At 40.1% G+C, this 14,891-nt stretch carries 13 protein-coding genes and 2 tRNA genes; 5 read left to right on the top strand and 10 right to left on the bottom strand.

Features of this window, described 5'->3' with window-relative positions:
- Positions 1 to 143: 143 nt before the first annotated feature.
- The 4 genes from groL to A3K93_RS03615 all read right to left on the bottom strand — a co-directional run bounded on the left by groL (position 144) and on the right by A3K93_RS03615 (position 4,010).
- Positions 144 to 1,778 (bottom strand): chaperonin GroEL, encoded by a 1,635-nt coding sequence (gene groL / locus A3K93_RS03630; protein ID WP_067729025.1) that lies wholly within the window; start codon positions 1,776 to 1,778, stop codon positions 144 to 146.
- A gap of 67 nt (positions 1,779 to 1,845) precedes the next feature.
- Positions 1,846 to 2,136, bottom strand: a complete 291-nt coding sequence (locus A3K93_RS03625) for a co-chaperone GroES (RefSeq protein WP_067729023.1) — start codon at positions 2,134 to 2,136, stop codon at positions 1,846 to 1,848.
- Positions 2,137 to 2,304: 168 nt separating this feature from the next.
- Positions 2,305 to 3,090, bottom strand: coding sequence for a metallophosphoesterase family protein (locus A3K93_RS03620; RefSeq protein ID WP_067729021.1), 786 nt, complete (start codon positions 3,088 to 3,090; stop codon positions 2,305 to 2,307).
- The gene (locus A3K93_RS03615) at positions 3,087 to 4,010 is read right to left on the bottom strand and encodes a diacylglycerol/lipid kinase family protein (RefSeq protein ID WP_067729019.1); all 924 of its coding nucleotides are present in this window, start codon (positions 4,008 to 4,010) and stop codon (positions 3,087 to 3,089) included. Before A3K93_RS03615 ends, A3K93_RS03620 begins: the two co-directional genes overlap by 4 nt.
- Positions 4,011 to 4,424: 414 nt before the next feature.
- Between A3K93_RS03615 and A3K93_RS03610 the strand changes: the two genes are divergently transcribed.
- From A3K93_RS03610 to A3K93_RS03600, 3 genes are all read left to right on the top strand, one after another.
- Positions 4,425 to 6,254: a phosphoenolpyruvate carboxykinase (GTP) gene (locus tag A3K93_RS03610; RefSeq protein WP_067729017.1), complete on the top strand. Its 1,830-nt coding sequence runs from the start codon at positions 4,425 to 4,427 to the stop codon at positions 6,252 to 6,254.
- 340 nt (positions 6,255 to 6,594) lie between these two features.
- On the top strand, positions 6,595 to 7,914 hold the full coding sequence (locus A3K93_RS03605; RefSeq protein WP_067729015.1) for an MFS transporter: 1,320 nt from the start codon (positions 6,595 to 6,597) through the stop codon (positions 7,912 to 7,914).
- 150 nt (positions 7,915 to 8,064) lie between these two features.
- The gene (locus A3K93_RS03600) at positions 8,065 to 8,469 is read left to right on the top strand and encodes a hypothetical protein (protein ID WP_227509877.1); all 405 of its coding nucleotides are present in this window, start codon (positions 8,065 to 8,067) and stop codon (positions 8,467 to 8,469) included.
- Positions 8,470 to 8,514: 45 nt separating this feature from the next.
- On the opposite strand, the gene A3K93_RS03595 is transcribed toward A3K93_RS03600, so the two are convergent.
- Positions 8,515 to 9,183, bottom strand: coding sequence for a class I SAM-dependent methyltransferase (locus tag A3K93_RS03595; protein ID WP_067729011.1), 669 nt, complete (start codon positions 9,181 to 9,183; stop codon positions 8,515 to 8,517).
- Positions 9,184 to 9,438: 255 nt separating this feature from the next.
- Entirely contained in the window at positions 9,439 to 10,287 is an 849-nt protein-coding gene (gene folD, locus A3K93_RS03590) for a bifunctional methylenetetrahydrofolate dehydrogenase/methenyltetrahydrofolate cyclohydrolase FolD (protein ID WP_067729009.1), read from the bottom strand.
- Positions 10,288 to 10,441: 154 nt separating this feature from the next.
- On the opposite strand from folD, the gene A3K93_RS03585 reads away from it, so the two are divergent.
- Positions 10,442 to 10,515: transfer RNA gene (locus A3K93_RS03585), tRNA-Cys, on the top strand.
- 10 nt (positions 10,516 to 10,525) lie between these two features.
- Positions 10,526 to 10,611: transfer RNA gene (locus A3K93_RS03580), tRNA-Leu, on the top strand.
- Between the two features lie 93 nt (positions 10,612 to 10,704).
- Here A3K93_RS03580 and A3K93_RS03575 read toward each other — a convergent pair.
- The 4 genes from A3K93_RS03575 to cysN form a co-directional block, all read right to left on the bottom strand.
- Entirely contained in the window at positions 10,705 to 10,920 is a 216-nt protein-coding gene (locus tag A3K93_RS03575; protein ID WP_067729008.1) for a hypothetical protein, read from the bottom strand.
- A gap of 359 nt (positions 10,921 to 11,279) precedes the next feature.
- Positions 11,280 to 12,275, bottom strand: coding sequence for an NAD(P)H-quinone oxidoreductase (locus tag A3K93_RS03570; protein WP_067729007.1), 996 nt, complete (start codon positions 12,273 to 12,275; stop codon positions 11,280 to 11,282).
- Positions 12,276 to 12,827: 552 nt separating this feature from the next.
- On the bottom strand, positions 12,828 to 13,100 hold the full coding sequence (locus A3K93_RS03560) for a hypothetical protein (RefSeq protein WP_067729004.1): 273 nt from the start codon (positions 13,098 to 13,100) through the stop codon (positions 12,828 to 12,830).
- Between the two features lie 145 nt (positions 13,101 to 13,245).
- The gene (cysN, locus tag A3K93_RS03555) at positions 13,246 to 14,859 is read right to left on the bottom strand and encodes a sulfate adenylyltransferase subunit CysN (protein WP_067729001.1); all 1,614 of its coding nucleotides are present in this window, start codon (positions 14,857 to 14,859) and stop codon (positions 13,246 to 13,248) included.
- Positions 14,860 to 14,891 lie beyond the last annotated feature (32 nt).

The following is a 14,891-nucleotide window of genomic DNA, read 5'->3' as shown; positions in this document are numbered from 1 at the left end:
CCCTGTTTGCATTTTTTAATCTAGATCAAACTTATGTCTCAAATTTTACTCTATTTTTTATTGAAATCGTACTTTTTTATCAAGAAATAAAAAAAATCCCTACCTGAGGTAGGGATTTTTCAAGATCAAATGATCAACATGAATTACATCATGCCGCCCATACCACCCATGCCGCCCATATCAGGCATTGCAGGTTTATCTTCAGGGATCTCTGTGATCATACATTCAGTAGTTAGCATTAAGCCCGCTACAGAAGCAGCATGCTCAAGTGCTGAACGAGTTACTTTAGCTGGGTCAAGGATACCCATTTCAAGCATATCGCCATATTCACCAGTCGCAGCGTTGTAACCAAAGTTACCTTCGCCATTTTTAACAGCATTAATCACAACAGATGGTTCATCACCAGAGTTAGATACGATTTGACGAAGAGGCGCTTCAATTGCACGACGAAGGATGTTGATACCTACGTTTTGGTCATCGTTAGAACCTTTCACACCGTCAAGTGCTTTCGCTGCACGTACTAGCGCAACACCACCACCTGCAACAACACCTTCTTCAACCGCAGCGCGAGTTGCGTGAAGTGCGTCATCTACACGGTCTTTCTTCTCTTTCATTTCAACTTCAGTTGCAGCACCGATTTTAATCACTGCTACACCGCCTGCCAATTTAGCAACGCGTTCTTGAAGTTTTTCTTTGTCGTATTCAGAAGTAGATTCTTCGATTTGTGCACGGATTTGTTGAACACGCTCAGAAATTTGAGCAGCATCACCAGCACCATCTACGATCACTGTATTTTCTTTAGAAACTGTTACTTTGTGAGCAGTACCCAAATGATCAATTGTAGTTTGATCTAATTGCATACCAATTTCTTCAGAAATTACAGTACCACCAGTTAAGATTGCGATATCTTGTAGCATTGCTTTACGACGGTCACCGAAGCCAGGCGCTTTAACAGCACATACTTTGATGATGCCACGCATGTTGTTTACAACAAGTGTCGCAAGCGCTTCGCCTTCAACATCTTCAGCAATAATAAGAAGTGGTTTACCAGTTTTCGCAACTGCTTCAAGAACAGTAATCAACTCACGAATGTTGCTGACTTTCTTATCTACAAGCAGGATGAATGGGTTTTCAAGTTCTGCAGTCAATGTATCTTGTTTGTTTGCGAAGTATGGAGAGATATAACCACGGTCAAACTGCATACCTTCTACAACGTCAAGTGAGTCTTCGAAGCCTGAACCTTCTTCAACAGTGATTACGCCTTCTTTGCCCACTTTTTCCATTGCTTGAGCAATAAGCTTACCAACAGTTGTGTCAGAGTTTGCAGAGATCGAACCAACTTGTTCAATTGCTTTAGAGTCAGAAGCAGGTTTTGCAGTTGCTTTGATTTCAGCAACTAAAGATTTCACTGCGATGTCGATACCGCGTTTCAAGTCCATTGGGTTCATACCCGCAGTGACTGACTTAATACCTTCATTTAAGATCGCTTGAGCAAGTACAGTAGCAGTTGTTGTACCGTCACCAGCGATGTCATTTGTTTTAGATGATACTTCACGAACAAGTTGAGCACCCATGTTTTCGAACTTGTCTTTTAAAGTGATTTCTTTTGCTACAGAAACACCATCTTTAGTGATGTGTGGTGCACCGAAAGAACGGTCGATCACTACGTTACGGCCTTTAGGACCTAGAGTCACTTTTACTGCATCTGCAAGAATGTTCACACCAGCAATCATTTTGCTGCGAGCTGAATCACCAAACTTTACGTCTTTAGCTGACATGTTTAACTCCAAATATTTTTAATATCTTTAAAACTTTGATTGAAAAATTAGACTAAATTAGCAAAGCTTACGCTTCTAAAACTGCCAAGATGTCAGATTCTTTCATAATAAGAAGCTCTTCACCGTCAACTTTTACAGTTGTACCAGCATAAGTACCGAACAATACTTTATCGCCAACTTTTACGTCTAACGCACGTACGCCATTGTCAGTGATTTGACCATTACCTACTGCAATAATTTCACCTTGTGCAGGTTTTTCAGCAGCTGAACCAGGAAGTAAAATACCGCCAGCTGTTTTAGTTTCTTCTTCAACACGACGAATAACAACGCGGTCATGTAACGGACGAATGTTGCTCATATTTAACTCCATAGACAAAGTCTTTTTTAGATATATGACGATGACTTATTTATTCCATTGATCATCATCAAACTTGTTTGATGTCACTTTTATGGAGATGGAATAAAACGCTTCAAGGGCAAAATTGAATTTTTTTTGATTTTTTTTAATCTTTTTGTATAAAAGACTTTATTTCGATGATTTATTCATCAAATCCTGCTTAAACTCAAAACAACCTTTCACTGAATTAAAAACATATTCTTCTATCGTGCCATTAGAATGGATCACATTAAAACTATTCGGCTGACCTTGATGTAAACGATATGAAGTTGCTGTGCCTGCATGTACGTCATATATGGGCTGTGCCAACTCCAAACCAAATGCTTTGTTTAAATCATAGACTGCTGCATGGTGCAAATGACCATGGAGTAGGGCATACAAACCATGCTTTGCCCATGCTTCAAGCGCGATCTTTGCGAGCCGAGGGCAATCTTTAATACCGCGCCTATCATAATGAGTTACATAAAAAGGTTGGTGAGCGACAATAATTTTTAACTTTTGAGATGATACCGCTTGGAGTTTTTGATCAATCTTTTGAATTTGCTCTAAAGATAAAGCACCACGGGTATGATGCCGTCGACGTATGGTATTAATACCAATGACATAAAAATGCTCTGTTTCTAATAAATTCTCTGTCTGACCAAAATGTGCTTGATAATAACTAAAAGGATGAAAAATCCGCTTCCATACATTATATAAAGGGATGTCATGATTGCCTGGAATAATGAGATATGGCAATTGAAGACTATCTAGAAATTGTTTACAGGCATGAAATTGGTACCATCTTGCCCGTTGCGTAATATCACCACTGACGACCACAGCTTCCGGTCGATGCTCACGACAAAATGCTTGGATTGCTTGAACACATTCCTGCTTCTCAGTTCCAAAATGCAAATCCGAAAGATGCAAAATCATGCTAGCACCCTCACAAGCAAACTATCATGATCAATTGAGATTTGAATTGGGGTTTGTATGGTGGCTAATTCACCATCAAGTGCAACGGTAAACGTTGATCTCTTGGCTTTAATCAGCACTTTGTTAGCCGAAAAACTGTAAACATCTTTGGCTTGATCAAGTTTACCTTGAATGAATTGATAAACCATTTTAAACAAACTGAGTTTGTCACTTTTGACTGCAATTACACCTGCCACCAATCCCTCTTCTGCAGCCTTGGCAATTTTTAAACCAAAGTCAGACAATTGCAGCTGATTATTTCCAAAAAATACCAAGGGGGTTTTGACGGGGAACTTTTGTCCATCGATATAAATTTCAAGTTTGAGTTCTTTTCGATCTCGGATTAGTACATCAAGCGCAGAGCTATACGCATTAAATGGCAGGCGTCCCAAAAGATGGTTATATTTTTCCCTTTTTTTGATAAATAAAGGATAAAGACCAAAACTGGCATTATTTAAATAGATGTATTCATTAATACATGCCACATGCACACTTTTATTCTGCCCTGTTGCAATGACTTCAATCGCATCTGACAGTCCTAAAGGAATATTTAAAAACCGTGCCACATAATTAAAAGTCCCAAGTGGCAGAATTCCTAAAACAATATGGGTATGTCTTAAATATTGTGCCACGCTGTTTAAAGTGCCATCACCACCAGCAGCTACAACAATTCCGCAATCCTCATAACTTTGGTGTCGCAAAATGACCTCTTGCATAAGCGCCTGCATATTAGCGTATGCATGAATCTCATAAGGCTTTACATCGAAGCCATAATTTGTAAATCGATCAAAAATCATTTGATCTGAGATTTGATCTTTGTTGTGCCGAAAGCCCGATTTTTCATTGTAGACAATCGACAATGGTCTTATTTTTTTACTCATTTTTTGAACAATTTCTGCTTAATATTTGCATTTTGTCCAATATATGGACAAATAACAGGGTGATTATGTAAAAATCAAATCAAGATCATTTGTTTAATCAATCAAAAATTTTTATATTACAATCAACTTAAATTATTATTTTATAAAAATATTTTTAAATAAAATAATTTTCATAAATATTATAAATGTATTAAAAAATGCACATTTTGACATGTAACACTATGTAAAACAGGGCTTTTTGGCCTAATTTGCATAAAATACCAATGATAAGCTCATAGTGCTTTAGTCTTATTTTTTTTACGATTTTATGCTTTAATACAGCCACTTTTTTTCATATTTCATCTGAGCAGTATTTTTATTGTTCGGATTGTACTTTGTACATTCAATTTGTACACATTTGAGATAGGCCTCACCATGACCCAAGTGAACGCACCAGAATTCGTTCGTCACCCTAAGCTTATTGCTTGGGTGGAAGAGATTGCTAAATTAACAAAACCAGCAAAAATTGAATGGTGTGACGGTAGCGCAGAAGAGTATCAACGTTATATCGACTTGATGATCGCTAACGGCACAATGCAAGAACTTAACCAAGAAAAACATCCTGGTTCATATCTTGCAAATTCTGATCCTTCTGACGTTGCTCGTGTTGAAGGTCGTACTTTTATTTGTTCTGAAAACAAAGAAGATGCTGGTGCTACAAACAACTGGGAAGCGCCTGCTGAAATGCGCGCTCGCCTAAACGGTTTGTTTGACGGTTCAATGAAAGGTCGTACTTTATATGTAGTTCCTTTCTCTATGGGTCCTTTAGGTTCTCATATTGCTCACATTGGTATCGAACTTACTGACTCTCCATATGTTGCAGTAAGCATGTCTAAAATGGCTCGCATGGGTAAAGCCGTTTATGACGTTCTAGGTACTGATGGCGAATTCATTCCATGTGTACACACTGTTGGTGCACCTTTGGAAGAAGGTCAAAAAGACGTTGCTTGGCCTTGCAACCCTGAAAAATATATCGTTCATTACCCAGAAACTCGCGAAATCTGGTCATTCGGTTCTGGTTACGGCGGTAACGCATTGTTAGGTAAAAAATGCCTAGCGTTACGTATTGCATCTTACATGGGTCGTCAACAAGGTTGGTTAGCTGAACACATGCTAATCCTTGGTGTGACTAATCCAAAAGGCGAAAAACACTACATCGCTGCTGCATTCCCTTCAGCTTGTGGTAAAACTAACTTTGCCATGTTGATTCCACCAGCAGGCTACGAAGGTTGGAAAATTGAAACTGTAGGTGACGATATTGCTTGGATTAAACCAGGTGAAGATGGTCGTCTATATGCAATCAACCCTGAAGCTGGTTTCTTCGGTGTAGCTCCTGGTACAAACACCAAAACTAACCCGAACTGTATGGCAACTCTTCACAAAGACGTGATCTATACAAACGTTGCTGTGACTGACAATGGCGAAGTTTGGTGGGAAGGTCTGACTAAAGAAGCGCCTGCAAACCTTACAAACTGGAAAGGTCAACCACACACTGGTGAAGAAAAAGCAGCGCATCCAAACGCTCGCTTCACAGTATCTGCTGGTCAATGCCCTTCCATCGATGCTGACTGGGAAAATCCAGCAGGTGTTCCAATCTCTGCGTTCATCTTCGGTGGTCGCCGTGCAGACACAGTGCCTTTAATTTCAGAAGCATTTGACTGGGTTGATGGCGTTTATAAAGCTGCAACTATGGGTTCTGAAACAACTGCTGCTGCTGTTGGTCAACAAGGTATCGTTCGTCGCGACCCATTTGCAATGCTTCCTTTCGCTGGCTACAACATGGCTGACTACTTCACTCATTGGTTAGAAATGGGCGAAAAAGTTGGTGCTAAAGCTGAAGCTGCAGGCAACAAACTTCCTGGTATCTACAACGTGAACTGGTTCCGTCGTGATGCTGAAGGCAACTTCGTATGGCCTGGTTTCGGTCAAAACATGCGTGTTCTTGAGTGGATCATTGACCGTTGTGAAGGTCGTGCAACTGCTATTGACACTCCAATTGGTCGCGTTCCAACTTACGAACAATTGAACTGGACTGGTTCTGACTTTACTAAAGAACAATTTGACCTTGTGACTTCTCAAGATAAAGATCAATGGATCAAAGAACTTGAAAGCCATACTGAATTATTCAACAAACTTGGTGATCGTTTACCAGAAGCGTTGAAAAAACGTCAAGCTGAGCTTTTAGAAGCTGTTAAATCTGCTTAATTGCTGATTTAAAAAAAGACCGCAAATGCGGTCTTTTTTTATGCATATTGTTTACATTTTCACTTAGATTTTTTTTATCTTCTATTAAAATATATAGATCATTTTACAAACAAACAAACTTCCATAAAAATCAAGTATATACTCTAAAATAACCACAAATAATTGTTTTTAAAACATAAAAACATTAATACATTTTTCCTACTACTAAAGTCCTATAAACGCTATAAAAGCATAGGTGTATAAAAGCTATATTCTTTTCTCCTCTTTCCTCGAGAGACGTTTTTTAAATAGCGTTTGCGATTCAAAAGCCGTTTCATGACTCTTTGTATGGAGCACACTCGTGACTCAGCCTTCTCCACAAGTTGCACAGCCGCAACTTGATCGAAAAACACGTGTTAAATCGATTTTAGGCGGTTCAGCAGGTAACCTCGTTGAATGGTACGATTGGTATGTCTACGCTGCCTTTACGCTGTACTTTGCTTCTCAATTCTTCCCTGAGGGTGATGATACCGTTAAGCTACTTCAGGCAGCTGCCGTATTTGCACTTGGTTTCTTAATGCGTCCGATTGGCGCATGGATTATGGGGATTTATGCTGACCGTAAAGGTCGTAAGGCGGGTCTGACTGTATCAGTCTCATTAATGTGTATTGGTTCACTCATTATTGCGTGTGCACCAACGTATGATTCTGTCGGCATGCTTGCTCCTGCACTGCTTTTATTTGCACGTTTACTTCAAGGTCTTAGTGTAGGTGGTGAATACGGTTCAAGTGCTACCTACTTGACTGAAATGGCAGGTAAAAACCATCGTGGTTTCTTCTCGAGTTTCCAATATGTAACCCTGATTTCAGGTCAGTTACTGGCACTTTGTGTATTGATCGTTTTACAACGCACTTTAACCGATACACAACTTACCGAATGGGGCTGGCGTATTCCGTTCTTCATCGGTGCATTACTTGCCATTGTGGTGTTCTGGATTCGTCGTGGCCTGATTGAAACTCAATCATCTAAACAAGCACAAGAACAAGCAAAGTCTGGTGGTCCAAAATCAAGTGCGCTTGCATTATTCACTAAGTACCCTAAACAAGCATTCACTGTAATCATGTTGACTGCTGGTGGTACATTGGCGTTCAACACATTTACAACTTACCTTCAAAAGTACCTTGTAAATACTTCAGGCTTTGAAAAAACAACAGCAACTGAAATCACAACTTTAGCGATTTTCATCTTCATGTTGTTACAACCATTAATTGGTGCGCTTTCAGATAAGATCGGTCGTAAACCAATTATGATTGCCTTTGGTGTATTAGGTGTTCTCTTTACTATTCCAATCTTCAATGGTTTAGGTTCTACTTCAAACCCAACAACTGCGTTCATGCTTTGTATGAGTGGTATGGTAATTGTGACTGGTTATACTGCAATTAACGCTGTCGTAAAAGCTGAATTGTTCCCTGCACATATCCGTGCACTTGGTGTTGCCCTTCCTTATGCAATTGCCAATACACTCTTTGGTGGTACAGCAGAACTTGTGGCTCTAAGCTTTAAAAATGCTGGACATGAAAACTACTTCTTCTACTACATTACATTCATGATTGGTATTTCACTCGTTACATACATCTTCATGAAAGATACCAAGAAACACAGTATGATTCAGGACGATTAATCCTCATCTATACAAAAAAAGCCTCTCCAATATGAGAGGCTTTTTTATTGTGCTTTTGTTGAAATGAGTATGATCTGTGACTGAGATATAGCATAATTTAATTGAGATTTAAGGGATTCAATGATGAAAAAATCATTACAGATAATAGGAATGGGCGTCACTGCTTTTGTATTGGCAGCTTGCCAAAGCACTTCTAAACCATTTAATGGAACGACGGGTTTCCAAGTCGAAAGCCAAACTGAAAATACAGCTACAATTCGCTATACAACTGCAGGCAAACAAAATTCAGTCAAAGATGAGCACAAGTTTCAAGCTGCTTGTCAGCAGACTTTAGGACACAATAAAAAATATTCTATTCAGATTCTAAGCAGTCAGGAAATTGCACATCCCAACACCATTTCATCTGATCAATATGGTCGTCAGATTGGTAACACCAATACCAAATTTGGTTTAAGTAATACGCCTGATTTATATAATAGCGACAATTTAGGTGCGCGTGATGCCTTAAATGTTAGCCCAAGTACTTTACGCGTCGTGCGCTATATCTGCTCATAAAATAAGGTTAAAACCGTAAAAAAAGGCAGAAGATCTGCCTTTTTATCATTTAGTTTTATAGAAACTTACATTACGAAACTCAGGTGATTCATCTAGATCTGGCCAGGTTGTCGCACTGCGTTCATCTAGCTTAATATATTTCGGATGACTAAAGTTTTTTACGCGACTGTCTGCGACCCACACTTCAGAGGCAAACTTCAAAAACTCATCCAAGAAAAAACGATTACATTGGTCATACAGCACATCTGCAGCAAGCAGAATATCAACTTGTTCGGCCTTGTATAAGTCATCGAGATATTCAAGCTCAACATCATTTAATTCTGCATTGGCACGGCAGGCATCTAGACTCAACTGATCAATATCACAGCAAATCACACGCTTTGCACCTGCCATTTTTGCAGCAATCGCCACTACTCCTGAACCCGCGCCAAAATCCAACACAACTTTGTCTTTCACATGATGAGGCTCTGCAAGTAACCACTGCGCCATCGCAAGTCCTGACGCCCAACAAAAGATCCAATACGGCGTATCATTCCAAATGCGGCGAATCACCTCATCATCGAGCTTATCGGTCGGAAAGACAGGCGGAATCAGCCAAAGTGAAATTGGCGTTTCAGGAAGTTGCTGTGCATGTAATTCACAGTTTGGAATCACATCATGCAAGGCTTGTAGAAGATGTTCAGGTGCTTTAGGGAATTGGAAGGTACAGCTCATTTAATTTCTTTTATTAATATATTTTGAAGGAATACTTGAATAACTACCCTCATCCCAACCTTCTCCCTGAGCCGTATACGGAGCAAGAGAAGGAACATCCACAATTTTCAAATGGATTTTCCCTCTCCTTTTAGGAGAGGGTCAGGGAGAGGTCTTATAATCTCCCCTAACCCCTCTTTAAAAAAGAGGGGAACTTCAATTTAAAATTAGAAGTTTGTTCCCTCCTTTGAAAAAGGAGGGTTAGGGAGGATTAAATTAACCGAGCGCTTTCTCAGCAGCTTCTACAGTTTGACGAATTAAAGTTGTAATCGTCATTGGACCTACACCACCTGGTACTGGTGTATACGCAGATGCGATATCTTCAATACCGACCAATTGAATGTCACCTACACCGCCGCCATCACGTGGATGGAAGCCCGCATCAACAACCACTGCGCCCGGTTTAATCCAATCTTTTTGGATTAATTCCGCTTTACCCACTGCACCAACAATAATGTCCGCTTGTTTTACAAATTCAGGAAGATTTTGTGTACGTGAATGGCAAATGGTCACGGTTGCATTGGCTTCAAGCAACATCGCCGCCATCGGTTTACCCAAAATTGCAGAACGACCGACAACCACCGCATGTTTACCCGCAATTTCAATGTTGTTTTCTTTCAGAATCGTCATGATGCCCGCAGGTGTTGCAGAACCATATGCAGCTTCACCCATTGCCATACGACCATAGCCAAGGCAAGTTACACCATCCACGTCTTTTTCAAGTGAGATTGCATCGAAACATGCACGCTCATCAATTTGAGCAGGTACTGGATGTTGTAACAAAATACCGTGAACATCAGGATTTGCATTTAATTTTTCAATTTCAGCAAGCAATTGTTCTGTTGTGGTTTCTTTCGGAAGCTCAACTTTGAGCGAGTCCATACCGACACGACGGCAAGCGTTTCCTTTCATACGAACATAAGTTGCAGATGCACCGTCGTCACCTACTAAAATAGTCGCAAGAATTGGAGTACGACCAGACTTTGCTTTTAACGCTTCTACGCGTGTTAACAAGTCAGCTTCAATTTTCTTCGCCAATGCACGACCATCTAAAACTAATGCCACGGCACTTCTCCCTCGTGTTGATATGAATCAATTTTTGCACATTCTACATGAATATTTTGAATATTTTCCGTTATATGCTGCTTTTCTGCGCATACGATTCAAACTGCTATTGTTTTTTTTTGAGAGCTTGCTAATATACGCATCAACAAGACATGGCGGGGTGGCAGAGTGGTCATGCAGCGGACTGCAACTCCGTGTACGCCGGTTCGATTCCGACCTCCGCCTCCAATCTTGTTAAGCCCGAGTGGTGAAATCGGTAGACACAGGGGATTTAAAATCCCCCGCCCACAAAGCGTGCCAGTTCGAGTCTGGCCTCGGGCACCATTCTTCTACTACAGAATAATGGTGTATATAAAGAACCCAGCGAAAGCTGGTTTTTTTATGCCTGTAATTTGAGTTGTCTTATTTTAAAGTCATCTATACGGCTAATAATTTTAAAAATTTCTTCATTCCTCTTATGCGTCTACGTTTAGGCTTAGTTAGTTTTCGGATATACGTTTCCATATTCAATGCAGCCAAATAAAACAATGCAACTTGATCAGGCGTAATTTGATTCATCAAACGTGCATGAATTACTGACACTAGAGCATGTTGTTGATATAAATGATGATAAGGACCTTTTGAAATACGCATCGTCTCAACCTCCAAATATGAAAAAAGAGACAAATTTAAATGTGCTCATCAGATGCATTGCAAAATACTGACCAAATCCCCTACTTTTTTCAGGTTTTTATTTCAACAAAACCAACTCACCCATAAATGTTTGAAATTAATAATTTTTATTATCATAAATAAAACCAAATCTGCTCTACTTCTTCTAACAATCTATCGCACACTTATTACTTTAAATTTTTAAAATGTCTATTAGCGACAGATCTTGTCACATTATTAAAAATATAAACCATGTCGTAATATCTAAATCATTTCCAACATAGCGCTCGCTTGAGCCATTAAAAAAGCCCCAATAAATGGGGCTTCTTGACTCATAAGACTTAAGAAATGACTTCTACGACCACTTTACCAATATGTTCACCTGTATCCATACATGCGTGAGCATCTTGAATCTGATCAAAGGCAAAAGTTTTATAGATCATCGGTAGACATTCGCCTTTTGCCCATAGTGGAGCAACATGAGTTTGGAGACCTTGTGCAATCTCCGCCTTTTCAGCTGTGCTGCGCGCGCGCATGGTTGAGCCTGTAATGGTCAGACGTTTCATCATAATATGGCCAAGGCTCACTTCTTTTGCCTTACGTCCACCTAAGAAAGCAATATAAACCAAACGACCATCACGACGCAGAAGATTTAAGTTTTTCTCTAAATACGGCGCGCCGACCATATCAAGTACAACATCGACACCTGCGTTGTCAGTTGCTTCATTAATCACTTGCTCAAAATCTTGAGTTTTGTAGTTAATGCCAGTCGTTAAATGTGAAATCGCTTGGATTTTTTCGTCAGAGCCTACCGTCGCAAAGGTTTTAATGCCAAGTGATTTGCATAACATCAATGCCGTGGTCCCAATACCACTTGTACCGCCATGAATCAGTACAGTTTCGCCTGCTTTGGCTTTACCCATTTGGAATACATTCGCCCAAACGGTAAAGAATGTTTCAGGAATTGCGGCCGCTTGTACGAAGCTTACACCTTCGGGAATTTTTAAAGTTTGTGTTTGTGGAACCACGCAATATTCTGCGTAGCCACCACCATTGGTTAAACCACAGACTTTATCGCCTACTTTAAATTGAGTAACGTCTGCCCCCACAGCAACAACTTCACCCGCAACTTCTAAACCTGGTACTGGTGTTACACCTTTAGGCATTGGATATAAACCTTGACGTTGTAAGATGTCAGGACGATTAATACCAAATGCATGGACTTTGACTAACACTTCATCCGCTTTCGCTTCAGGTAGTGCAACCGTTTCATAGGCTAATTTTTCAATACCACCTGGTTCGGTAATAATTACTTGTTGCATTGTTGCTTGAGACATATGCGCTTTCCCTATCTTTCACTTTTCATGTATCTAGCGTTATTTGAACATAGTTCCTATAGGCTTTGAAGCGACTTATGACTTTTGTCTTAGCACCTCTACGAAATAATCACTTTCTTCTTTTACCCTTAATCGCTCTGGACTTGTATTTACAAGTTATTCTTTCTAAATTGTTTCCAATGTTTTTATTAAAATAACAATATGTCATTAAGTACGATTCTTTTATGGAGTGTCCTACCTCCCCTTATTATGATGCTTTGGGTTTGGGCTTTACGTTTTCCGCAATCTTGGATTTTAAAAACTGTCGTTATTCTAGAAGTACTCGTCATGCTACTTGTGCTACTCATTGAATTTGATGCGCGCCATGTTGCAGGGAATGGTGGATGGACTATGATTTTCTTTGCAGTATTTCAAATTTATGCGGGTATAGGCATTGGGCTTATCAGATTGGTGATGTGGTGCTCGAAATCCAAACCCTGACATCACTACTGTATTTGTGAAAATAAACTTATATCTTTCAGCAATATTCTTTTGATCTATCACAAGAAATATCTATCTTTGACCTTTATATTCTTTAACCATGCGATCACTAACATCTTCTGTATAACCAATTGGCGAATAGCCACCTGCTCGATTATAAGCACTACGTTTACCACAGCGGCTACCATTACGAACAGTGTTATAAGGACATGGGCAGTTACCTGGATAACTCTCTATCGACTCTTTGATAATCTTTTGCTTAATCGCATCTACACTTTGACTGCTTTGCTTAGCTTCCGCTCCAAAAGCCACACACAAACCAACTAACAATAATAATTTTTTCATACATACCCCCATCCACGGAAGGATTGTATAAAGCTGTAAATGAATTGAAAGATCCTGTTTTGACTATTCGAGTACTTTTCCAACAGTTAAAAACTAAGCAATAAAAAACCCGCTTTACAGCGGGTTTTTTTAAATCAATTCAGTCTTATAGACGAACCAATTCCACAATCTTCTCAGCAAGTTCTTCAACAGCATCGGCTGTGTAAGTCACATCTGTGCCTTCAGCATTATCTGTAATCACCACCACACCTGTTTCACGAACAAGCGCAACTTGTGCATCATCTAAGCCTGCTTTTGCAATCGCAACCACACCTTGTTGAATGAGTAAGCTTTCAAGCGCTTGCGCATTTTCAAGAGCTTTTGCAGTTACAGTGACCGCAGCAGGTTTTTGACCTAAACGTGCAGCACGTGCTTCAGCAGTAACAGGCTCATTGTGTGCAGTATATTCAATCGCCGCTTCAACCATACCCGCACCAACAGTCACGTTATTGAGACGGTCAATAAAGATAAATGAACCGGTGTAACGACTATCTTTGTAACGGTCAAAGACAACAGGTGCATCAAATTCAATGGTCACATCTGCAATGGCATTCAACTCAAGCTCAGCAACTTCCATTTTTTCCAATGTGTTGACATTGGTACGGTAGTTAATTTTCGCAACTTTCGCTGGAATAGTTTGTGTACCAAACTTCACGTTGTACAGTTTGCCAAGTACAAGTGGTTGATCATTCATCCACACCACTGATGCACGTGCAGAACGCGAAATAAGTGGTTGCTCGCCTGCTTTCACCAAAACGTTACCACGCGAAATATCAATTTCATCATTTAACGTTAAAGTCACCGCTTGACCTGCAACTGCGTGTTGCAAGTTACCATCAAAAGTGACGATTTCTTTGACTGTTGACTTTTTACCTGATGGCAAAGCGACAATTTCATCGCCTACTTTGACTTCACCAAGTGCGATCGTACCGCAGAAACCACGGAAGTCGAGGTTTGGACGGTTCACATACTGTACAGGGAAACGGAATTCGTGTTTGCTTGTGTCGTGCGAAATTTCAACGTTTTCTAAAGTCTCCATTAAGGTTTCACCTTGGTACCAAGGTGTATTTGGAGATTTGTTCACCACGTTGTCACCATTTAACGCAGAGATCGGCGTAAAGATGATGTTGGCAGGTTTACGGTCACCCAGTTGGTTCACAAACTCATTGTACTCAGCCTGAATTTCATTGAAGCGTGCTTCAGAGAATTCCACCAAGTCCATTTTGTTCACAGCCACCACAATATTACGAATACCTAAAAGGCTCGCAATAAATGAGTGACGGCGAGTTTGAGTTTGTACGCCATAACGCGCATCGATCAAGATAATTGCAAGATCGGCTGTTGATGCACCAGTTGCCATATTACGGGTGTACTGTTCATGTCCCGGGGTGTCGGCAATAATGAACTTACGTTTTTCTGTAGAGAAATAACGATACGCGACATCAATAGTAATCCCCTGCTCACGTTCAGCTTGCAGACCATCCACAAGTAACGCCAAGTCAGGTGCATCACCTGTAGTCCCGACTTTTTTCGAGTCACGTGTTACGGCTTGTAGTTGATCTTCATAAATCAATTTCGAATCGTAAAGCAAACGACCAATCAAAGTTGATTTACCATCATCCACGTTACCGCAAGTCAAGAAACGAAGAAGGTCTTTGTTTTCGTGTTGTTTTAAATACGCCAAGATGTCTTGGCTAATTAAATCTGACTGGTGAGACATCGCTCAAACTCCACATATTCTTTTGAAATCGG

The sequence above is a fragment of the Acinetobacter sp. NCu2D-2 genome (assembly GCF_001647675.1).
Classification (GTDB): Bacteria; Pseudomonadota; Gammaproteobacteria; order Pseudomonadales; family Moraxellaceae; genus Acinetobacter.
This window is presented reverse-complemented; position numbering and strand designations above follow the sequence as displayed.